Annotated in this window: 20 protein-coding genes; 9 read left to right on the top strand and 11 right to left on the bottom strand. The window is 63.0% G+C overall.

The genetic code is table 11. From position 1 onward, the window contains the following. Positions 1-43 precede the first annotated feature (43 nt). The 4 genes from IG197_RS25830 (at position 44) to IG197_RS25815 (ending at position 3,460) form a co-directional block, all read left to right on the top strand. Positions 44-2,152 carry an ASKHA domain-containing protein gene (locus IG197_RS25830; RefSeq protein WP_067960928.1) on the top strand — a complete coding sequence of 703 codons (2,109 nt, stop codon included), beginning with the start codon at positions 44-46 and terminating at the stop codon, positions 2,150-2,152. Positions 2,153-2,484: 332 nt separating this feature from the next. After that, the gene (locus IG197_RS25825; protein ID WP_067960925.1) at positions 2,485-2,667 is read left to right on the top strand and encodes a hypothetical protein; all 183 of its coding nucleotides are present in this window, start codon (positions 2,485-2,487) and stop codon (positions 2,665-2,667) included. A 150-nt stretch (positions 2,668-2,817) separates the two neighbouring features. Further along, positions 2,818-3,120 (top strand): hypothetical protein, encoded by a 303-nt coding sequence (locus IG197_RS25820; protein WP_192315726.1) that lies wholly within the window; start codon positions 2,818-2,820, stop codon positions 3,118-3,120. A 157-nt stretch (positions 3,121-3,277) separates the two neighbouring features. Next, positions 3,278-3,460, top strand: a complete 183-nt coding sequence (locus IG197_RS25815; protein WP_192315725.1) for a hypothetical protein — start codon at positions 3,278-3,280, stop codon at positions 3,458-3,460. Between the two features lie 21 nt (positions 3,461-3,481). Here the strand turns inward: IG197_RS25815 and IG197_RS25810 are convergent, their stop codons facing one another. Then, complete coding sequence (locus tag IG197_RS25810) at positions 3,482-4,381, bottom strand: LysR substrate-binding domain-containing protein (protein WP_067960915.1); 900 nt, start codon at positions 4,379-4,381, stop codon at positions 3,482-3,484. Between the two features lie 227 nt (positions 4,382-4,608). On the opposite strand from IG197_RS25810, the gene IG197_RS25805 reads away from it, so the two are divergent. The 3 genes from IG197_RS25805 (at position 4,609) to IG197_RS25795 (ending at position 6,561) form a co-directional block, all read left to right on the top strand. Continuing rightward, positions 4,609-4,788, top strand: a complete 180-nt coding sequence (locus IG197_RS25805; RefSeq protein WP_067960912.1) for a hypothetical protein — start codon at positions 4,609-4,611, stop codon at positions 4,786-4,788. A 326-nt stretch (positions 4,789-5,114) separates the two neighbouring features. Next, positions 5,115-5,255 carry a hypothetical protein gene (locus tag IG197_RS25800; RefSeq protein ID WP_182573457.1) on the top strand — a complete coding sequence of 47 codons (141 nt, stop codon included), beginning with the start codon at positions 5,115-5,117 and terminating at the stop codon, positions 5,253-5,255. A 367-nt stretch (positions 5,256-5,622) separates the two neighbouring features. Then, positions 5,623-6,561 (top strand): GlxA family transcriptional regulator, encoded by a 939-nt coding sequence (locus tag IG197_RS25795; RefSeq protein WP_353622437.1) that lies wholly within the window; start codon positions 5,623-5,625, stop codon positions 6,559-6,561. Between the two features lie 3 nt (positions 6,562-6,564). Here the strand turns inward: IG197_RS25795 and IG197_RS25790 are convergent, their stop codons facing one another. From IG197_RS25790 to IG197_RS25780, 3 genes are all read right to left on the bottom strand, one after another. Next, complete coding sequence (locus tag IG197_RS25790; RefSeq protein ID WP_067960906.1) at positions 6,565-6,945, bottom strand: peptidase inhibitor family I36 protein; 381 nt, start codon at positions 6,943-6,945, stop codon at positions 6,565-6,567. A gap of 98 nt (positions 6,946-7,043) precedes the next feature. Beyond that, positions 7,044-7,886, bottom strand: coding sequence for a DUF1194 domain-containing protein (locus IG197_RS25785; protein WP_192319981.1), 843 nt, complete (start codon positions 7,884-7,886; stop codon positions 7,044-7,046). A 97-nt stretch (positions 7,887-7,983) separates the two neighbouring features. Then, on the bottom strand, positions 7,984-8,400 hold the full coding sequence (locus IG197_RS25780) for a DUF6463 family protein (protein WP_154383915.1): 417 nt from the start codon (positions 8,398-8,400) through the stop codon (positions 7,984-7,986). Positions 8,401-8,531: 131 nt separating this feature from the next. Here IG197_RS25780 and IG197_RS25775 point away from each other — a divergent pair, with 131 nt between their 5' ends. After that, the gene (locus IG197_RS25775; protein ID WP_067960898.1) at positions 8,532-9,119 is read left to right on the top strand and encodes a TetR/AcrR family transcriptional regulator; all 588 of its coding nucleotides are present in this window, start codon (positions 8,532-8,534) and stop codon (positions 9,117-9,119) included. A gap of 34 nt (positions 9,120-9,153) precedes the next feature. Here the strand turns inward: IG197_RS25775 and IG197_RS25770 are convergent, their stop codons facing one another. Then, on the bottom strand, positions 9,154-9,915 hold the full coding sequence (locus IG197_RS25770; protein WP_192315724.1) for a site-2 protease family protein: 762 nt from the start codon (positions 9,913-9,915) through the stop codon (positions 9,154-9,156). A gap of 157 nt (positions 9,916-10,072) precedes the next feature. After that, positions 10,073-12,634 (bottom strand): FAD-dependent oxidoreductase, encoded by a 2,562-nt coding sequence (locus IG197_RS25765; protein WP_192315723.1) that lies wholly within the window; start codon positions 12,632-12,634, stop codon positions 10,073-10,075. Positions 12,635-12,927: 293 nt separating this feature from the next. Here IG197_RS25765 and IG197_RS25760 point away from each other — a divergent pair, with 293 nt between their 5' ends. Continuing rightward, on the top strand, positions 12,928-14,676 hold the full coding sequence (locus IG197_RS25760) for a hypothetical protein (protein WP_192315722.1): 1,749 nt from the start codon (positions 12,928-12,930) through the stop codon (positions 14,674-14,676). A 23-nt stretch (positions 14,677-14,699) separates the two neighbouring features. Here the strand turns inward: IG197_RS25760 and IG197_RS25755 are convergent, their stop codons facing one another. From IG197_RS25755 to IG197_RS25735, 5 genes are all read right to left on the bottom strand, one after another. Continuing rightward, positions 14,700-15,185: a cupin domain-containing protein gene (locus tag IG197_RS25755; protein WP_192315721.1), complete on the bottom strand. Its 486-nt coding sequence runs from the start codon at positions 15,183-15,185 to the stop codon at positions 14,700-14,702. Positions 15,186-15,345: 160 nt separating this feature from the next. After that, positions 15,346-16,758, bottom strand: a complete 1,413-nt coding sequence (locus IG197_RS25750) for an aspartate aminotransferase family protein (protein WP_245432127.1) — start codon at positions 16,756-16,758, stop codon at positions 15,346-15,348. A gap of 71 nt (positions 16,759-16,829) precedes the next feature. After that, on the bottom strand, positions 16,830-17,837 hold the full coding sequence (locus IG197_RS25745; protein WP_067960875.1) for an NAD(P)-dependent oxidoreductase: 1,008 nt from the start codon (positions 17,835-17,837) through the stop codon (positions 16,830-16,832). Next, positions 17,834-18,268, bottom strand: coding sequence for an EamA family transporter (locus IG197_RS25740; RefSeq protein ID WP_067960874.1), 435 nt, complete (start codon positions 18,266-18,268; stop codon positions 17,834-17,836). The genes IG197_RS25745 and IG197_RS25740 overlap by 4 nt, the downstream gene beginning before the upstream one ends. 99 nt (positions 18,269-18,367) lie before the next feature. After that, positions 18,368-19,720, bottom strand: coding sequence for an FAD-binding oxidoreductase (locus IG197_RS25735; protein WP_192319980.1), 1,353 nt, complete (start codon positions 19,718-19,720; stop codon positions 18,368-18,370). Positions 19,721-19,722 lie beyond the last annotated feature (2 nt).

The following is a 19,722-nucleotide window of genomic DNA, read 5'->3' as shown; positions in this document are numbered from 1 at the left end:
GCAACCCGATCGCCATAAGGTCGGTGCATTCCGGAGCATTGCAATGAACTCTCCCGCCAACATCACCGATCCGCTTGTCCTGTTCATGCCTTCGGGCAAGCGCGGCCGGTTTCCGGTGGGAACGCCCGTGCTCGACGCGGCGCGTACGCTTGGCGTCTATGTCGAAAGCGTGTGCGGCGGACGCGCCACCTGCGGCCGCTGCCAGGTCGAGGTGCAGGAAGGCAATTTCGCCAAGCACAAGATCATCTCGTCGAACGACCACATCTCGCCCAAGGGCCCGAAGGAAGAGCGCTACGAGCGCGTTCGCGGCCTGCCTGAGGGCCGGCGCCTGTCATGTTCGGCGACGATCCAGGGCGACCTCGTCATCGACGTACCACAGGACACCGTCATCAACGCGCAGGTCGTGCGCAAGGCAGCCACCGATCGCGTCATCGAGCGCAATGCCGCCGTCCAGCTCTGCTATGTCGAGCTGGAGGAGCCCGACATGCACAAGCCGCTCGGCGACCTCGACCGCCTCAAGGTGGCACTCGAAAAGGACTGGGGCTGGAAGGACCTGCTGGTCGCCCCCCACCTCATCGCCCAGGTCCAGAAGATCCTGCGCACCAAGCTGCCCGACCAGCCGGAGGTTACGCCCGGCAAATGGGGCGTGACCGCGGTAGTCCACCGCGACATGGATTCCTCGCGCCCCTTCATCATCGGCCTGTTCCCCGGCTTGAAGAACGAGGCCTATGGCATCGCCTGCGACATCGGCTCGACGACCATCGCCATGCATCTGGTGTCGCTTTTGTCCGGCCGCATCGCTTCTTCGTCAGGCACGTCCAATCCGCAGATCCGCTTCGGCGAAGATCTGATGAGCCGCGTCTCCTATGTGATGATGAACCCCGACGGTCGCGAAGCCATGACCAAGGCCGTGCGCGAGGCCGTCAACGGGCTCATCGGCAAGGTCTGCGAGGAAGGCCAGGCCAACCGCGACGACATCTTCGACTGCGTCTTCGTCGCCAATCCGATCATGCATCACCTGTTCCTTGGCATTGACCCGACGGAACTCGGCCAGGCGCCGTTCGCGCTCGCCGTTTCAGGCGCGCTGCAATTCTGGGCGCATGAGATCGACATCGAGGTCAATCGCGGCGCGCGTCTCTACACCTTGCCCTGTATCGCCGGGCACGTCGGCGCGGATGCTGCCGGTGCGACCTTGTCCGAGGGACCGTACCGCCAGGACAAGATGATGCTGCTGGTCGATGTCGGCACCAATGCCGAGATCATTCTCGGCAACCGGAACCGGGTCGTCGCCGCGTCCTCGCCCACCGGCCCGGCCTTCGAAGGCGCCGAAATCTCTTCTGGCCAACGTGCAGCCCCTGGCGCCATCGAGCGCGTGCGTATCGACCCTGAGACGCTGGAGCCGAAATACCGCGTCATCGGCACCGACAAATGGTCGGACGAGGAAGGCTTCGACGAGGCATCGTGGACCACCGGCGTCACCGGCATCTGCGGCTCGGCGATCATCGAGGTGGTGGCGGAGATGTACCTGTCTGGCATCATCTCCGAAGATGGCGTCATCGATGGATCGATGGCTGAGAAAAGCCCGCGCATCATCCCGAACGGCCGCACCTTCTCCTATCTGCTGCGCGAAGGCCGCCAGGGCGAGCCACGCATTACCGTTACCCAGAACGACGTCCGCGCCATCCAGCTTGCCAAGGCAGCTCTCTATGCCGGCGTGAAGCTGCTGATGGAAAAGCAGGGCGTCGAGACCGTCGACACCATCCGCTTCGCCGGCGCCTTCGGCTCCTTCATCGATCCGAAATACGCAATGGTGCTCGGCCTGATCCCCGATTGCGACCTCGACGAGGTCAAGGCGGTCGGCAACGCCGCCGGCACCGGCGCGCTGATGGCGCTGCTCAACCGCAATCACCGCCGCGAGATCGAGACGGAGGTCGGCCAGATCGAAAAGATCGAGACCGCGCTCGAGCCGCACTTCCAGCAGCTATTCATCGACGCCATGGCGCTGCCCAACAAGGTCGATCCATTCCCCAAGCTGCAGGCCGCGGTCAAGCTACCGCCGCGCAAGGCGGCAAGCGTCGAAGGCGAGCTTTCCGACGGTGCACCACGCCGCCGGTCTCGCGAGGAACGCGCCGCGCGTCGCTCCCGCGACTGAACCACAAGGACATCTGCCCAACCGGCGCTTCGACGAGGTTTTCCGCGCCTCGCCGGAGCGCTGTTGTGCTATGATGCACGTATCGGGTGTGTTTCAGCAAGGCAACCATTCGACCTAAAGTTGCCGCTCATACGAAATCGATACGAAACAATCCCGAACTAGTTTCTGCTCGTCAGCCGCCAGCGAGCTTCGCCTCTCAGGCGGTAAACGTGCATGGCCTCGAAGATCGAATTCGGTTTTTGGAATGGATCAGGCACCGATTCACACGAACCACAGCGTTCATTGCACGCCCCTTGAGGCGCGCGGCGCAGCGGGATTTGCAGGAGACGACAATGTCGATGATGAGCACCATCGGCCGCTTCGGTGCGGCCATCCAGAGCGCCCGCCGCGCCGCCCGATCCGAACGCATGCTGAACAGGTTGCCGCCGGAGATCCAGAAGGACATTGGCTGGCCCGCCCCGGAACATGGCCGGCGCCACGCGACACTGGCGATCTACATGTCGCCCGACCGTTGAGGTGGATGTTTCAGAATCGCGCGCAATATGAAACAGAAAAGCGCTCAAGCGATATCAACCTGAAACACAAACGAGCATAAACTCTCACCCGGCCGGCGGCGCATCCAGTCTCGCGTGGTGCTGCCGGCCCGTCACTCCCAGGAGACGACCATGTCCATCATTGGAGAGTTTCATCAGTACGGCTCGGTGTTGCGCCATGCGTGCCGCGATAGCCGCATCGAGAACATGATGAACGGCTTGCCGCGCGAATTGCAGGTCGAGCTCGGCTGGATCGACGGGGTAACCCACCATGGGTCGGGCGCCGCGGGTCAACTCCACAAATATGGTCGCGTGGCGATGCTGATCGACGCGTTGCCCATCGACATTCAGATCGAACTCGGCTGGCCCGTCGGCCCCTTGGCGCCGGCGACAAATGTCATCGCGTTCGCCCGGCCGAAAGCCCGCTGCGCATGACCTTCGCCGAAAAGGTCGGCCTGCTCGTCTTTCGCCAGCGCACCGCCGGCCGGCCTGCCGCGGCCGACCGGCGCCTGCGCATGGCATTGAAACCGCGCCGCCGCGCAAGCTGATTGCTGGAACTCACAATCGGAATTCACATTGAAAGGAGGGCCAGATGCCCCTTTTCGACGATCTCGGCCGCATTGGCGCCCGCTACAAGCTGGCGCGAAGCGCCCGCCGGACCGTCCGCATCATGAATGCGCTGCCACCGGAGATTCAGCGCGACCTTGACTGGCACCCGCCATCGTCGCTGATGGCGAGCATCTACCGGTCGATGGCCACAGCAGTCAGGCGCTGAAGCCTTCACCACAGGTGCGCTCTAGAACTTGCCGGTAAGGTTGAAGGTCTCGAAGGCCGCGCGGATGTGGTCGGCAGCGGCCTTGACGGGCGCGCTTGCCTCGGGTGCCACGATCATCGCCAGGCTGTAGTTGCCGATCTCCGGCATGCCGTCCTTGACGCCGAGTTCGACGAGTTCGTCGCCGATGAACGACCGCGGCAGCGGCGCGACCGCCAGGTCGGACAGGATTGCGGCCCGCTGGCCGGCCGTGTGCGCGCTCATATAGGCGACACGATAGTTGCGGCCATCGCGGCCGAGCGCTTCGAGCGCCCCTGCCCGCCATGCGCACCCCTCTTCCCAGATCGACACCGGCAGCGGCTCGCGCAGATGGGCGCAGCCGCCCCTGGCGCCAGCCCAGACGATCGGCTCGGTCAGCAGCGTCTCGGCGCCTGCTGCATTGGCCCTGCAGGCATTGGTCAGCAGCGTGATGTCAAGCGCCCGATCGTCCATACGGCGTCTGAGATTGCTGCTCTGGTCGATGATGACGTCGACGGCAATCGAAGGATGCGTCTGAGCAAAACGCTTGAGCACATGCGGCAGCACGCGTTCGCCGAAATCGTCGGGCGAACCCAGGCGAACCACGCCAACGATGTCGGGAATGATGAACTTCGACACCGCCTCGCGATTGATCGCCAGCATGCGGCGCGCATAGCCGAGCAGCATTTCGCCGTCGGTGGTCAGCGTCACCGAACGCGCGTCGCGGAAGAACACCGAGCGCCCGAGAATGTCCTCGAGCTTCTTGATCTGCATCGACACGGCCGAGGGCGTGCGGAACACCGCATTGGCGGCCGTGGTGAAGCTGCCGGTTTCGGCAATCGCAACGAAAGTGCGCAGCACATCGAGGTCGAGCAGCGGCAGCGGATGATTGAGCGGTGCGTTCATGGCAAATGACCTTCAATATTTCTGATCGAACACATCATTTCATTTCGTTTGATTGAACCTCATCCCTGAGCGATAGTCAACACCATCGAAGCAGCGGCCATGGCCAAGCGTCGACAGAGCCCGGAACGGAAGCGCCATGGTGCGCGAGACGGTTGAAGCAAGCGGTGCCCACCGGGCGAGCACCTCAAGCCGGCCTTGAACCGGCCCAGCAGGAAGGAGAGACCGCAATGTCCATTTTCTCATCGATCGGGCGCATCGCCAGCGAACTCAACGCCGCCCGTACCCGCTTTAACACCGCCCGCTCGATCCGCTCGCTGCCGATCGAATTGCAGAAGGACATCGGCTGGCCGGAAGCCTTCGATTCGAACACCGGCTACCGTCGCGGCCACAGCGGTGAAGCGGTCTGAGCAGTGTCGAGGCGAAGTCGCGACCTGTCGCATGGTGTCGACAGGTCATGCGACCTCGCCTCAGCCATGCGAGCGCCGCACGCCTGGGATGAACGGCTTGCATGGCGCCGCAGCATCCTCTCAAGAGACTGAAATAGCTTGATTTTTCGTTGCAACCGACGTCGCATCCGCAGAAATGTCGCATGTCGTGTCGCTTTTGAGGTGTGCCACTTCGCATTTGCAGCATGATCCGCATCGGCCAAGGCCTATATGCGCATCGTCAAACGAGCTGCCCCACTCCACAACGCGAAGGCACCCCGTGTAACCACTGTGCATGGAGATGTGTCATGAAGATTTTTGCCCGCTTGTTCGGTATCCGCCGCGACACCTCGCTGTCGACCGCGATCGAGCGCCAGCGCCTTTCCAGGACGATGCCCGGCCAGACCGGAGCGATCGCTGCAAACCGCCTCGGCATGCTCGTCGGCTGAGTTTTCTTTCGATCCCTTTCCTCCCGGATCGAACCATTGGAGCGGCGCAAGCCGCTCTTTTCTTTTTGACGCCGTCATTCGGCGACGCCAGTTGCGACATCACCGGCATTCGGCCGGCCCGGGCTGCCCCGCCGTTTCAAACGCGTCATTTGTTCGTCAAAACGAGCCAGCGGCGTTTTGCCCATGTCGCAAACTTTAATTTTAGCGACAGCTTCAACCCCATTGACAGCAAGGGAATTTGCTGTTGACGCTATGCTATTCGCGACATCAAAGTCGCGTCGTTCCCGGCCAGCGCGAGGGTTCCTTGAACGCCATCAGACATCCGATCAAACGATCGCTTGTGTTCTTCCTTGTCCCCGACTTCACCATGGTCGCCTTTGCGACTGCCCTCGACCCACTGCGCATCGCCAATCGCATGCTCGGCTACGAGGCCTACAAATGGCGCTTGGCCAGCATCGACGGTAAGGCCGTGCCCGCCTCGAATGGCGTCGAATGTGCCGTCAACACCTCGCTCGACGAGGAGCGCAAGAAAATGGCCGGGCCGGAACGGCCTTCGATGGTCATCGTCTGCACCGGCATCAATGTTGAGACCTACACCAACAAGTCGGTCTTTGCTTGGCTGCGCGAGGAGTACAATCGCGGCGTCGCCGTCGGCGGCCTGTGCACCGGCGCCTATGTGCTGGCCAATGCCGGCCTGCTGTCCAACAAGCGTTGCGCCATCCATTGGGAAAATCTGCCGGGATTCGCCGAGGCTTTCCCCAAGGCCAATGTCTATGCCGACCTGTTCGAGGTCGACCAGAACATCTACACCTGCGCCGGCGGCACCGCTGCCCTCGACATGATGCTCAAACTGATCGGCGACGATTTCGACGACAACCTCGTCAACCGCATCTGTGAGCAGGTGCTCACCGATCGTGTCCGCAGCCCGACCGACCGCCAGCGCCTGCCGTTGAGGGCACGGCTCGGCGTGCAGAACTCGAAGGTCCTGACAATCATCGAACTGATGGAAGCCAACCTGTCGGAGCCGCTGTCGCTGATCGAGATTGCCGACCATGTCGGCCTGTCCAGGCGACAGATCGAGCGACTGTTCCGCACCGAGATGGGTCGGTCCCCTGCCCGCTATTATCTCGAAATCCGGCTCGACCGCGCCCGGCATCTTTTGATCCAGTCGTCGATGCCTGTCGTCGAGGTTGCCGTCGCCTGCGGCTTCGTCTCAGCCTCGCATTTCTCGAAATGCTACCGTGAGCTTTATGCCCGTTCGCCGCAGCAGGAGCGCATCGACCGCAAACAGTTGATTGCGGCCTGACAGCTACTGTCGCCGGTAAGGGTCGTAACCGTCCTCGCCGTCGTCCTGATAGCCGTCGCAGATGCACTCTGCCGACGATATCTGGTCGTTCCAGCCGCCAATGGAGCGGGCATTGCGGTCGAATTCTTCCGACGCGCCCTGCATGCCGGTGTGCTGGTAGACGACAAGCGTGCAGCCGGGCGCGACGCGCACCGACGAGACGCGGTCGTTCCAGAACCGGCCGGCGCGGAAGCTGATCGACCGGTCGGCCCGCATCGGCAGGACACGGCCACCATAGCCATTGTGTTCGTACATCTCGCAGGCAACGTCGTCGTCATACTGCGCGTTCGCGCTGCCGGTCATCAGGACCGATGCGACGGTGGCAAGGAGTGCTAGGCGTTTCATGTTTCTCAGTGTCCTCGTGGCCAGAAGACGCAGAGAAAACAGCCGCGTGGCCAAACTTTGGCATTTTCCGCTACTGGATCGCAGTTTACGACTTATGCCTAACGGCTGTCCCAGAGCCAGGAGCGGTCGCGCCACAGCTTCTCGCCGATCAGGCAGTCATATCTCGGCTGCGCCTGGGCAAGCACGACAGGCGGATGGGCTGCTTCCTCGGCGGCCCACTGACGTGACGCGGGCCCAGCCAGTTCCAGCACCAGCTTGCGCCGGATCGCCTCCGGAAACTGCGACCACTCATTGACCGGGATCATGAAGGCGCCCGGCCCACCAATGACGCAATCGGCGTAGTAGCGGTCGAGATCCTCGACGTCATAGGCATTGCCAAAGCCGCCATTGGTCATCAGCGGCAAGCCATTGATGGTGATGCCTTGCGCCACGGCAGCGTCTCGCACCAGATCCACCGGCGGCCCCTGATTGTTGGGACCGTCGCCCGAGATGTCGATCACTCGCTTCATGCCGCGGTAGGCGCTTTCGGCAAAGAGGTCCGTGCCGAATTCCAGCGCACTGGAGATAGAGGTGCGGCGCGCGCTGTTGGGCGGCTTGGCCGAGAGTTGCCGCACCACACGCTCGGCATCGGCGCGATTGGCAATGACTGTCCATGGCACCACCACGATCTGCGACGTCGAGCCGGCCCATTCGACATAGGTCACCGCGATCTTGCCATAGGCGCCCTCGGCGATCGCCTGCAGGACACGTTCATGGGTCAGCGCCGCGGCATAGCCGTGGCGCTGGATCTCAAGTTCGTCAGGCGACATGGAGAGCGAGACGTCGACGGCCAGAACCAGTTCCACATCGACCTGTTCGGCTGCATTGACGTGAAAGCCGAGCCCCAGCATCAGTGCCAAAGCAGCACCGCCTGCGAGAAGAGCTTTGGCCACGGCAGACATAAGCAAAGGGTAAGCGAGATTCGGCTTCTTCAAAAGAAACGCCCGGCCAGAAAGCCGGGCTTTTCAATCACATTGTCGGGAAGCGCACCGCAAATGGTCAGGCTGCCGGGGAGTTGCCACGCTTTCTCGACCGGACTTGCAGGCCGACTGTGAGGAACACCGAAACGACGAAGACGACGGTCAGGCCACTCGGCGGCATGATCGCCGTCATGATGGCCGTCCAGACGAGCAGCCCCCAGCCGACAAAGACAGGGATGGGCAGGCTCCTGCGATCGAGCCAGAGGATGAGCGCGCCGAGAATGACCAGCGGGATGGCCAGCGACCCGATGGATTGCCAGAACACACCGCCGGAAAGTGCCAGGTCGAGCGGCTGGGCCCTGAGCGGCGCCCAGTGATCCCAGGTCCAGAGATTGAGCGACAACCAGTTCGGCAGTTCCGCGGGGATTTCGGCCCCGAGCACGAGCATATGAATGATGCCGAGCGAAATCAGCGCAATGGCGCTCCATTTGACCATGACGTCCACCTCCTTCGATTGACCGCGACCGCGCCGCAAGGCATGACCATACGCAACCGTATGTAGCGCGAGCGCCCAAAAATAACCATACGGATGCGTATGGTGTGGCGCGATGCCGCAAGAAGGGAGAGATGATGGCTGGGACTGGTCCGCAGACAAAAGGCGAGACAAGGGACCTGACGCGCGAAGACTGGCTGATCGCCGCCGTAGCTGCCCTGGCGGATGGCGGCGTTGACGCAGTCAGGGTCGAGCGCCTCGCCAAGTCGCTGGGCGTCAGCAAGGGCTCGTTCTACTGGCACTTCAAGGACCGCCCGCAATTGCTGGCAGCGATCCTCGACCTTTGGGATGCCGACTTCACACAGCAGCTCATCGACAATGCGGCCGGATTGGCGACGCCGCAATTGCGGCTGCGCCATCTCGCGCGGGATGCCTTGGCAAGAACCGTCTACGGCATCGATTCAGCACGCGCAGAAGCCGCGATCCAGTCGTGGGCTGCGACCAACGTCCAGGTTGCGGAGCGTCTGCGAGCCGTCGACGCCGCCCGCCTCGCCTATCTCGAAAGGGAACTCGCTGCCGCCGGCCAGCAACCAGACAAGGCCCGCGCCAGGGCGAAGATGCTTTATCTCGCCCTGCTCGGACTTTACGCGGCGCGCGGCTACAATCCGGAGCTCGCCGACGACAGCGCCTATCTCGCGCTGGTCGAACTGGCCCTGCAGTAGACCAAGCGGCGCGCGTAAGATTGCATGGGCGGCGTTACCGTCGGATTGGCCGCCCGCCTTTGCCGCGCCACTCCAACGTCTCGGCTTCTTCCGGCGCTGGCTTGCGGCGCACCGCCTTGGCCTTCCGGATGCCTCGCGCCGCCCGCCAGTTTGGGCCGAAGGGCGGGGGCAGCCAGATCAGGAAGCCTTTCGATGCCACCCACAGCATGGCAACCATGCGCAGCGTCGACAGGGTAAGGCCGCAAATCCCAACGATCCGTGTCGCGGCTTGCGGGCTCAGCCTTGCCTGCAACAGCTCCCTGGCTATGAATCCCCCGTCGAGAGGCAGGGCCGGCAGCAGGTTGAGACATGCGAGCGCAAGATTGAGGACCGCGCCCAGCGCAAAGGTCCACGCCAGCAGGCGCAAAGGTTCGAGCGGTGGCGGGACAAGGCTGAGACCTGGCCCTGCGGAGGCAGCGAATAGATAATAGCCGGCCAGAAACAACAACCCTACGGTCAGGTTCACCATCGGCCCGGCAGCATAGATCCATGCCCATGGCGCGCGAATCTGGCCGAATGGTCTGAACAAGATACGCCCACCGAACAGATAGAGCTCGATGCGCTCGGCGGCGATCTTGCTACGGCGCGCGGCCCAGAGATGGCCGAGTTCGTGAAGCAGCACCGCCGAGAACAGCAGCACCGCGACAATGACGGTGAGCACCAGGGCATGCCGCGGCCGCACGAACCATTCATGCAGGAACGGCAGCATCACAGGAATGGCAAAGGTCGCGTGGACATGGACGGGAACGCCGGCCACGCGGAATGTCAGCGCATCAACGCGCCTTTTTGATCGAACGGTCGCCAGAAACCCCTCCCCGGTCGGCTGGTTTGGCAGAGCGTATCAGACCTGGGCCAGGCAGGGGTAGCCGTGTCGAGCGGTCGACAGGAGTTTCCGACCGCTCAAAACTGCCATGTCAGCTGCGCGGCTTCAGGTTCTCCGGATCATAGAGCGGCTTGTAGCCGATGCCGACAACCTCGACCGGATAGGTTTCGGCGAAATACTCGACAACGAGCTTGCGGCCTTCCTGGCAATAGGCGTGAGGCAGATAGGCCAGCGCGATATTCTTGCCGATGGTCGGGCCGAAGGCGATCGAGGTCGTGTAGGAACGGCGCCCGAGCTCGTCGACCAGCACTTCGCCCGTCTGCGGGTCGATGACCGGCAGCGTGCCGACCGGGTAACGCTTGACGCCATTCCTGTCGGTGTTCTCGGTCATGACCAGCGTGCACAGCATCGCGGGCTGGTGATCGCGCGCCTTGTATTCGAGATGCTTGGCCTTGCCGCGGAAATCGACGTCCTTGACCTTCGGGCGGGCAAGGTCGGCCTCGATCAGATTGTATTGGGTGAGCAGGTCGGCGTTCTGCAGGCGCAGGCTCTTTTCCATGCGGCGCGAATTGGCATAGGTCTCGACGCCGAAGGCCATGACGCCGGTCGAGCGCAGCGCATCCCAGACGGCCAGGCCATCCTCGTATTTCATGTGCAGTTCCCAGCCCTGCTCGCCGACATAGGAGATGCGGAACGCTGTGACACTCTTGCCGGCGATCTCGATCTGCTTGATCGCGGCGAAGGCAAAATTTTCCTGGTCGAGGCCAGCAGGGTTCGCCACCACCTTCTTCAGGTTCTCGCGGGCATTCGGCCCCCAGATGCCGATGGTGATGAACTTTTCCGACGTGTCGGTGATGGTGACGTCGAGGCCACGATCCTCGGCGACGCGCTTCATGTAGTGGAAGTCGCGCGGACCGGCATCGGCACCGTTCACCAGCCGGCAGCGGTCGGCCATGCGGAACACGGTGAAGTCGGCGCGCACCATGCCCTCGTCGTCGAGGAAGTGAGTGTAGACGCCCTTGCCGATGTTGCCGTCGCCGCCGATCTTGGCAGCGCAGAGCCATTCCAAGAGCTCGACATGGTCGGGGCCTTCGATATCGACCATGTGGAAATGGCTGAGGTTGACGATGCCGCAATCCTCGCTCATCGCCAGATGCTCGGCATTCGAAACGCGCCAGAAGTGCCTGGAGTCCCACTCGTTCTCGCGCACCGGCACGCGGTCGCCATACTTCTCCAGCAGGTGCTCATTGGCCTTGTAGCCATGCGCACGCTCCCAGCCGCCAAGTTCCATGAAGTAGCCGCCGAGCTCGACTTCGCGTTCGTAGAAGGGCGAGCGCTTGACGTTGCGGCCGGTGGCATAGGGCTCGCGAGTATGAACGGCCGGGAAATAGATCTTCTGCGCCGCCTCGAAGGTACGGCCTTCGATGAACTTCTCTTCCAGCTGGTGCGGGTAGAAGCGGGCATAGTCGATCGAGTTGTGGTCGATCTCGGTGCGGCCGTCGGTCATCCAGTCGGCGATCAGCTTGCCGTAGCCGGGTCCGTCCTTGACCCAGATGGCGACGCAGTACCAGAGGCCGCGCACCTTCTGGCTTTCACCGCAGGAGGCGCCGCCGGCAGCGGAAACCTGCAGCAGGCCGTTGAAGGAGTGGCTCTCGTTGTAGCCGATCTCGCCAAGGATCGGCGTCAACTCCATGGCGCGCTCGAGCGGCTCCATGATCTGCTCCATGTCGAGGTCGCGCTGCGACGGCGACAGGCGAGCCTCATGTTTTTCCAGGAGCTCGCGCGGATGACAGAGGCGCGGATTGGTCTGCTCGTAGTAGCCCCACTCGATCTGGCCGCCTTCGGTGGTCTTGGGGTCGCCGGTGTCGCGCATATAGGCCGAGTTGCCCTGGTCGCGCAGCAGCGGGAAGCCGATTTCCTTGCCGGTGCCCTCGAACTCGTTGTAGGGGCCGAAGAAGGTCAGCGGGTGGTCGACCGGCATGACAGGCAGGTCCTCGCCGACCATTTCGGCGATCAGGCGGCCCCAGATGCCGGCGCAGACGACGACATGGTCAGCCATGATTGTGCCGCGATGGGTGACGACGCCCTTGATGCGGCCACCCTCGACGATCAGCGACGTCGCCGGCGTGTTGCCGAAGACCTGGAGCTTGCCGGACTTCTCGGCGGCATCGACAAGCTTGCCTGCGACCGTCTGCGAGCGCGGGATGACGAGGCCGGCATCGGGATCGAACATGCCGCCCATCACCTGATCTTCCTCGATCAGCGGGAACATCGCCTTGATTTCGGAGGGCGAAACGTAGTGTGCGCGGGTGCCGAACGCCTTGGCCGAGGAAAGCTTGCGCTTGATCTCCTCCATCCAGCTGTCGTCGCCGGCGCGCGCCACCTCAAGGCCGCCAATGCGGGCGTAGTGGCCCATCTTCTCGTAGAAATCGATCGAATATTGCGTGGTCCAGACCGAGAGATAGTCGTGGCTGGTGGTGTAGCAGAAGTCGGAGGCATGCGCCGTCGAGCCGATGTCGGTCGGCACGCCCGACTTGTCGATGCCGACGATGTCGGTCCAGCCGCGCTCGATCAGGTGATGGGCAATCGATGCGCCCACGATACCGCCCAACCCGACGATGACGACCTTTGCCGTTTTCGGAAACTCAGCCATTACCCACGACTCCGAGATGATATTGCGCGCAGACTATAGAGCGCCGCCGCGCGATTGCAGCCTGTTTGCGACATTGCCACAAGGCCGCGCGACCTCGGCAAAATTGCCGGCATCGATCCGCCGCGCCGCCCGGTTCTGCTCCTGCCGCAGACGCGCCTTCGTCACCCCGGCCCACAGTCCGCGGCCACGGCCGCAAGCATGGCGAAATCGGCCCGCTTAACGCTTTTGTCGCCATTTACCTGTAGTTGAATACAACTACTCCATGTCGATCGAGATTGCCGCAGGTGCCGAAGATGAACACCACTTTCACGCCGCCTGCTGCATCCCTGGGTTCACGCCTCAAGGCCAAGACGACAAGCCCGCTTTTTCTTTTGGCTGTCGCGTTTCTGCTGGTTTGCACCTTGCTGGCATTGCCGGTCGCCGTGCCGATCGGCCCGATGTACTGGGACGTGCTGATCTATTACGATGCGGCGAACCGCATTTTCGACGGCCAGGTGCCGATCAACGACTTCTTCACCCCCGTCGGCCCGCTCGGCTACTACCTGTTTGCAGGCTGGGTGACGCTGTTTCCCAACGCCCAGCCGGCGCTCGTGGCGCACTGGTCGCTGCTTGCCGTCACCGCACCGCTGATGGCGCTGGTGCTGTGGGATGTCGGCCAGCGTTCGCGCGGAATCGCATTTGCGCTGCTGGTGCCTTTCCTGCTGTTCGCGCTGCTGCCCTTCAACACGCGCGAATTCTATCCGTTCCCCGGCTCCGACGCCTTCGGCATCTATAACCGCCAGATCTGCCAGATGCTGTATGTGCTGGTGGCCGCGCTGATGTTCGTGCGCAATCGCTACCTGCTGGTTGCGCTGATTTCGCTCACAATGACGGCGCTGTTCTTCCTCAAGATCACCGGTTTCGTCGCCGGCGGCGTCATCGCCGCCTATGCGTTCTTCGCCGGCCGCGTGAAGTTTCGCTACGCGCTGGAGGCGCTGGTCATCTTCGCCGCCGTCCTTGCCGCCATCGAACTGTCCAGCGGCCTGGTCAGCCACTACATCACCGACATCCTCAAGCTGGTGATGATGAACGGCGGCACGCTCTTGCCGCGCTTCCTGCAGTCCACCTCGATCAATTTCGGCGTCGTGCTGGCGACGTCTGCGCTCGCCCTAGTCCTGCTCTGGTCCGACCGGCACAAGCTGTCCGAGCGCTTTTCCGCCGACCGCAAGACGTCGCTTGCGACAGCGGTTTCGGGGCTTCTCGACCATAACGGGCTTTGGCTGCTCGCTGTCCTGTTCGCCGGCGTGCTGTTCGAGACGCAGAACACCGGCAGCCAAGCGTTCATCTTCCTGGCGCCGCTCATCGTCGCCATCCTGCTCAAGGTGTCCAGGCTGCTTGCCAAGCCTATGGTGCTGCTCTCGGTCCTGGGACTGGCTGCGGCCGTCATATTGCCGCCAGCGTTGTTCGTCGTCGAGCGCGCGGCCCGCGCCTATATCGGCTCGCTCAAGAACCGGCCCATCGCGCAGCGCAATCTTGGTACGCTCGGGGCGGTCAACATGCGCAGCGAGGTCGCCGTCCGTGTCGACCATATGCTGAAATTCTACCCGGAGCATCGGCAGCTCTATGCCGACCTCACCAACGCCGGCGAGTTGCCGACGCCGCTGCTCTATTCCGATTTCGACTTCCAGGTCACCTATCTCAGCAATGTCGACACGGCGGTCGATTCCATCCGCAAGCTAGAAGCCGACAAGGGCGTCCACTTCAACACGCTGATGTCGCTGAACTTCGTCAACCCCTTCCCCTGGCTGCTCGACCGCTCGGCACCGCTGCACATCGCCATCGGCGCCGACCCGATGCGCGCCGTGCCCGACCCCGGCTCGACCGAGGAGGCGGCGGTGGCGGACACCGACCTCGTCCTCCTGCCCACCTGCCCGCCGACCACGGCCAATGCCGCGCTCTACGACATGTACAAGAGCGCACTAACCCAGCACCGCCGTATCCAGCTCGATTCCTGCTACGACGCCTTCGTCCATCCCAGGTTTTTCGCAGCGCTGGACAAGTAGCGTCGAGCCGCAAACGGAACGGCTTACCTGCTCTCGCGGTCGTAGTAGTCGGTCGTATTCTCGGCCCGGAACATCTTGCGGAGCCCGGGAACTCCCCGCTTGCCGGAGACGACCATCACCTTGCCCGAGTCCGGGTACTCGCAGGCATCGACCTCGACCAGCGTCGACAATGCCAGATACCGCATCGTCGTCGTGCCGGTGTTGATGATCTGGTGGGCCACTTCAGCTCCCCCGGTCGGGCAGGCGATGACGTCGTGCTGGCGGATCGGAAAGCGCTTGTCACCGAAGCGTAGCTCGCCCTCACCTTCCAGGATGAAGAACATCTCCTCTTCGCCGCGATGGTTGTGGAACGGGCATTGAACCTTGCCCGGCGGCAGGACGGTGAGGTTGTAGCCGAGGTTTTGCGCGCCGATGTGACGGCTTATCGACGCCCTCCTCGACGTGTAGATGCCATTCTCCTCGATGTCGTCGAACTCGACCTCGTCCAGATTCATGATCGGCTTGACCATTCGCTCCTCCCGATTGTTGCTCCGCCGCGCCATCCGAACATGCCGCGCTTGCGGAAGCCGGACAACCGCCTCCCGCCGACAGCGCCAACGCCCTCCGGCAACCAGCTAACAAAAAAGCCGGGTCGAGACCCGGCTTTGGAGGCGACGGGGATGATGTCCCCTACTTGACCTGGCTTTTGACGAAGTCCTTGACGATCGAAACGATGCCGCGGCCGAGCAGGCTGTCGAGGGCTGCGATCAGCACGTCGACATCGGCGCGGCTGCAGGTCAGCGGCGGCAGCAGGCGCACGACATTACGGTTGTACTCGGTGAAGGCCACCAGCACGTCATAGTCCCGCAGCAGCAGCGCCCCGACGAAGCCTGACAGCGACCCCTTGAGCTTGTCGTCGAGCACGCTGACCACCGGGCGCAGCACCATCGGCAGCGTCTGCGAGAAGTCGTGGAACTCGAGCCCGACCATCAGACCCTGGCCGCGAACCTCCTTGATGATCTTGGGGTACTTCGCCTGGAGCTCCTCCAGCCGCGCCAGGAGATAGGCGCCGGTGTCGGCCGAATTCTCGATCAGGCCTTCGTCATAGAGCACGTTGAGCGTCTCGATGGCCGTGATGCAGCCCTCGCCGATACCGCCGAAGGTCGCCATGGCATGGATCATCGCCGTCTTCGGCGTGCCATAGGCCTTCATGTAGACGTCGCGGCGGGCGATCATCGCAGCCATCGCTGCCTTGCCGCCACCCAGCGACTTGGCAACCGCGGTGATGTCGGGCACCACGTCATAGTGCTCGAAGGCATAGAAACGGCCGGAACGGCCGACGCCGCACTGCACCTCGTCGGCGACCCAGATCACCCCATACTGGTCGCACAGCGCGCGCAGCTTGTGCCAGAACGCGGCCGGTGCCTTGTTGATGCCGCCACCACCCTGGATCGTCTCGAGCACGATGGCGCCAATGGCCGGATCGGACCGGAACGCCTTCTCGATGGCATCGATGTCGCCGAAAGGCACCCGCACTGTGTTTTCGGTGAGCTTGAACTCGCCGCGATAGAGCGCGCCGTCGGTGACCGAGAGCACGCCCTTGGTCTTTCCGTGGAACGAGTTCTCGGCATAGACGATCTTGGGACGTGCCGGACCCGCAGCACGCTCCGCGAGCTTGACCGCGGCTTCCATGGCTTCCGAACCGGACGAGCCGAAAAACACCATGTCGAGATCGCCAGGCGAGATCTGCGCCAGATTGTAGGCCAGTGCCGAGGCGTATTGCGACATGAAGGCGATGCCGATTTCGTGGCGCTTCTCGTCCTGGAACTTCTTGCGCGCCTCGAGCACGCGCGGATGGTTGTGGCCGAGCGCCAGCGAACCGAAGCCGCCGAAGAAATCGAGAATCTTGCGGCCATTCTGATCGATGTAGTGCATGCCCTCGGCACGCTCGATCTTGATCTTGTGGAAGCCGAGTAGCTTCATGAAATGCAGCTGGCCGGGGTTGAGATGCGCCTTGAACAGGTCGGTCATCCTGGCGACGTCGAGCGCCTTGGCCTGCTCGACCGACATCAGGTTCGGCTTGGCGAGCTTTGCCGAAGTCATTGCCGGAGCAACCGCGACGGCATGCGAATGGGCCGTATCCGGCTTGGTGACAAGCGTCATGTTCATATCCTCTATTCAGCCGGGGCGTGCTGCGTGGACGCAGCGAGGCCGTCCTTTTTGGCGCGATATTCCTTGTAGGCTGCGATGAGCATGTCCTCGTCGCGGTACTGCGGCACCCAGCCGAGCTGGCGCTCGCCCTTGGAGACGTCGAGAACGCACTCCTCGTCGGCGATCAGATACTGCTCGGGATCCATGATCGGCATGTTCATCAGGTCGAGCAGGTCGAGCGTCCGCTTGACCGCCCAGCCCGGCGTCGGCAGCAGGATCGACTTCGAACCGGCATGCTTGACCAGGTCGCCGAGCAGCTTGCGCACCGGCGGCGGATTGAGCGATCCGAGATTGTAGGCCTCGTTCGGCACGCCGGCCTTCCAGGCAAGCCGCGCTGCCTCGGCGCAGTCGAACACCGAGATGAACTGGTATGGGTTCCTGCCCGAACCGATCATCGGCACCGGCAGGTTCCAGTCGATCAGCTTGAACAGCTTCTCCAGAATGCCGAGACGGCCGGGCCCGATGATCAGGCGCGGGCGGAACAGCGAGATGTTCATGCCGCGCGTCCGCCACTCGGCCGCCAGTTCCTCGGTCTTCTGCTTCGACCAGCCATATTCGCCGAGCGGCGCCACCGGATGCTCTTCGGTCATCGGATGGGTCACGGTATGACCGTAGATCATGTCGGTGGTGTAGTGAACCAGCCTCGGCGCTGCCGCATGGTCCATCGCCTTGATGATGTTCTCGGTACCGAAATAATTGACCGGGAAGAAGAAGTCGTGGCGCTTGGCCCGCACCTGCAGCGGCGACAGCATCTTGGCCGACAGGTTGTAGACCATGTCGTCGGCCTTGATGCCGACGGCTGCGATCGCGGCGGGATCGGTCACGTCGCAATGGACAAAACGCGCGTTGCGGTAATGCGCAAGGTCGCTCTTGACGATGTCGGCAACGACAACCTCTTCGCCGTCGGCGATCAGTTTGGGCGCAAGATGACGACCGACGAAGCCGTCGCCTCCGAAAATGATGTGTCTCATCGCAAAAGCTCGCTTGTCTTGGTGGGTTCGGTAGAGGCCGCGGCGACAACTTCGCCATGGTCGCGGCCGCTTTGGGCGATCAGCACGGTGCCGACGCAGATGAAGGCGATGCCGGCGATGCGCCAGGCATTCAGGTCTTCATGGAAGACGAAGTAGGCAAACACCGCCACCGCCACATAGGCCAGGCTGAGGAAGGGATAGGCGAAGCTGAGCTCGACCTTGGACAGCACATAGAGGTGCGATGCCATCGAGATGACGAAAGTCAGCAGTCCGGCGAAAACCCATGGGCTGAAGACGATCTGCAGTATCTTGATCAGCGGATTGCTGCCTTCAAAAGAAAGCGGACCAAGAGACATCATGCCCTGTTTCAGCATCAGCTGGGCCGCGGCATTGGTCATCACTGTGAAAAGGATGAAGAGGATATATTTCATTGCTTTGTCCGTCCTTCGCACAACCTATCGGAAAGCCCCTGATATTCTGTGAAGCTTTCCCGGCAATTTGAACTTTTTCCGCACTTCTCTAACAAGCGCCTACTCGGCCGCCTGCGCGGTCTCGCTATTGCGCCCGCCCAGCCGGCCGGCGGTCCGGGCCCAGAAGTCGGACATGAATGCCGGATCGCGCATTGCCTCGAGCCGCTGCCAGTCCGGGAACGAAGCCGCGAATGTCTCAGCCGACATGCGCGCATCCTTGTAGGGATTGACCGCGCCACCCGCGCCGACGGTGATCCGGTCGAGTTCGGCGAGCAGCTCCAGCGTGCGCCGGCCATGGTTCGGAAAATCGAGCGTCAGCGTGTAGCCCGGACGCGCGAAGGACAGCAAAGCCGGCGAACGCTGGCTGCCAAAACGTTTGAGCACGGTCAGGAACGAGCCCTGCCCGGCGCGTCGCGCCGCCGCCAGCAATGCCGGAATTGTTTCGCGCGCCATAGCTTCAGGCACGACGCTCTGGTGCTGGTAAAGCCCGCTCGGACCGTAGAGCCGGTTCCAGTCGGCAACGCCGTCGAGCGGAAAGAAGAACTTCTGGTAGCTCGCCTGGCTTTCCCTGAGGCGGCCGCGCCGCCAGCCATAGGCGGCATTGAACAGCTTCAGGAAGGGCCGGTTGAGCAAGGTCAAGGGCGGCTGGAACGGCACCGACAGTCTTGCCGTGCCGCATTCGGCCGTCCGCGCGCCATAGGCGGCGTGGTTGCCGGCAAGCAGCAATCCGCGGCCGGCATGCTTGCCGCCGGCCAGCTGGTCAATCCAGGCAACGGCATATTCGTTGTCGCGGTCGGCGGCTTCGGCGAGATCGAAATATTCGCCCAGGCTGCCAAATGGCTTCACCGTCTCGGCGATATCGAGCGAGGGTACCCGCATCAGGCGGATCGCGGCGGACATGATGATGCCGGTCAGCCCCAAGCCGCCGATCGTCGCCCAGAACAGCCGGGCGTTCTCACCGGCCGAGCAGGCATAGCTGCGCCCGTCCGAGCGGAGCAATGTCAGGCGTTCGACATGGCAGCCAAAACTGCCGCGACGGTGGTGGTTCTTGCCATGCACGTCGTTGGCGATGGCGCCGCCGAGCGTGACGAACTGCGTCCCCGGCACGACAGCCGGGAAAAACCCGTGCGGGGCGGCATAGGCGATGATGTCGGCCAGCAGCGTGCCGGCCTCGGCTTCGATCAGGCCGGTCTCGGCATTGAATGCGATGACGCGCTTGCGGGGCCGCATGTCGACGACGGCGCCGGCGCTGTTCTGGCAGCTGTCGCCATAGCTGCGGCCATTGCCATAGGCGAGCAGCGATCCGGCGCATGCCGTCCCGCCAGCCAGAAGCCGCGTTGCCTCGGCGATGTCGATCGCCTGACTTGCGCCCGGATTGGCGCGGCCAAAGCTCTGGTAACGGGCCAGTCCCACGC

This window comes from Aminobacter sp. SR38 (assembly GCF_014843375.1).
GTDB classification, from domain to species: Bacteria; Pseudomonadota; Alphaproteobacteria; order Rhizobiales; family Rhizobiaceae; genus Aminobacter; species Aminobacter ciceronei.
The sequence above is the reverse complement of the archived record's forward strand: the minus strand, read 5'-3'. Positions and strand labels throughout refer to the sequence as shown.

What these genes read in the sequence shown, in the direction of transcription:
- IG197_RS25820 (WP_192315726.1), top strand. Translation starts at nt 2,818, where the DNA reads ATGTCCATCATTGGAGAGTTTCATCAGTACGGCTCGGTGTTGCGCCAT.
- IG197_RS25755 (WP_192315721.1), bottom strand. Translation starts at nt 15,185, where the DNA reads ATGGTCAAGCCGATCATGAATCTGGACGAGGTCGAGTTCGACGACATC.
- IG197_RS25830 (WP_067960928.1), top strand. Translation starts at nt 44, where the DNA reads ATGAACTCTCCCGCCAACATCACCGATCCGCTTGTCCTGTTCATGCCT.
- IG197_RS25795 (WP_353622437.1), top strand. Translation starts at nt 5,623, where the DNA reads ATGGTCGCCTTTGCGACTGCCCTCGACCCACTGCGCATCGCCAATCGC.
- IG197_RS25815 (WP_192315725.1), top strand. Translation starts at nt 3,278, where the DNA reads ATGCCCCTTTTCGACGATCTCGGCCGCATTGGCGCCCGCTACAAGCTG.
- IG197_RS25800 (WP_182573457.1), top strand. Translation starts at nt 5,115, where the DNA reads ATGAAGATTTTTGCCCGCTTGTTCGGTATCCGCCGCGACACCTCGCTG.
- IG197_RS25780 (WP_154383915.1), bottom strand. Translation starts at nt 8,400, where the DNA reads ATGGTCAAATGGAGCGCCATTGCGCTGATTTCGCTCGGCATCATTCAT.
- IG197_RS25785 (WP_192319981.1), bottom strand. Translation starts at nt 7,886, where the DNA reads ATGTCTGCCGTGGCCAAAGCTCTTCTCGCAGGCGGTGCTGCTTTGGCA.
- IG197_RS25810 (WP_067960915.1), bottom strand. Translation starts at nt 4,381, where the DNA reads ATGAACGCACCGCTCAATCATCCGCTGCCGCTGCTCGACCTCGATGTG.
- IG197_RS25750 (WP_245432127.1), bottom strand. Translation starts at nt 16,758, where the DNA reads ATGACTTCGGCAAAGCTCGCCAAGCCGAACCTGATGTCGGTCGAGCAG.
- IG197_RS25805 (WP_067960912.1), top strand. Translation starts at nt 4,609, where the DNA reads ATGTCCATTTTCTCATCGATCGGGCGCATCGCCAGCGAACTCAACGCC.
- IG197_RS25765 (WP_192315723.1), bottom strand. Translation starts at nt 12,634, where the DNA reads ATGGCTGAGTTTCCGAAAACGGCAAAGGTCGTCATCGTCGGGTTGGGC.
- IG197_RS25825 (WP_067960925.1), top strand. Translation starts at nt 2,485, where the DNA reads ATGTCGATGATGAGCACCATCGGCCGCTTCGGTGCGGCCATCCAGAGC.
- IG197_RS25740 (WP_067960874.1), bottom strand. Translation starts at nt 18,268, where the DNA reads ATGAAATATATCCTCTTCATCCTTTTCACAGTGATGACCAATGCCGCG.
- IG197_RS25745 (WP_067960875.1), bottom strand. Translation starts at nt 17,837, where the DNA reads ATGAGACACATCATTTTCGGAGGCGACGGCTTCGTCGGTCGTCATCTT.
- IG197_RS25760 (WP_192315722.1), top strand. Translation starts at nt 12,928, where the DNA reads ATGAACACCACTTTCACGCCGCCTGCTGCATCCCTGGGTTCACGCCTC.
- IG197_RS25790 (WP_067960906.1), bottom strand. Translation starts at nt 6,945, where the DNA reads ATGAAACGCCTAGCACTCCTTGCCACCGTCGCATCGGTCCTGATGACC.
- IG197_RS25775 (WP_067960898.1), top strand. Translation starts at nt 8,532, where the DNA reads ATGATGGCTGGGACTGGTCCGCAGACAAAAGGCGAGACAAGGGACCTG.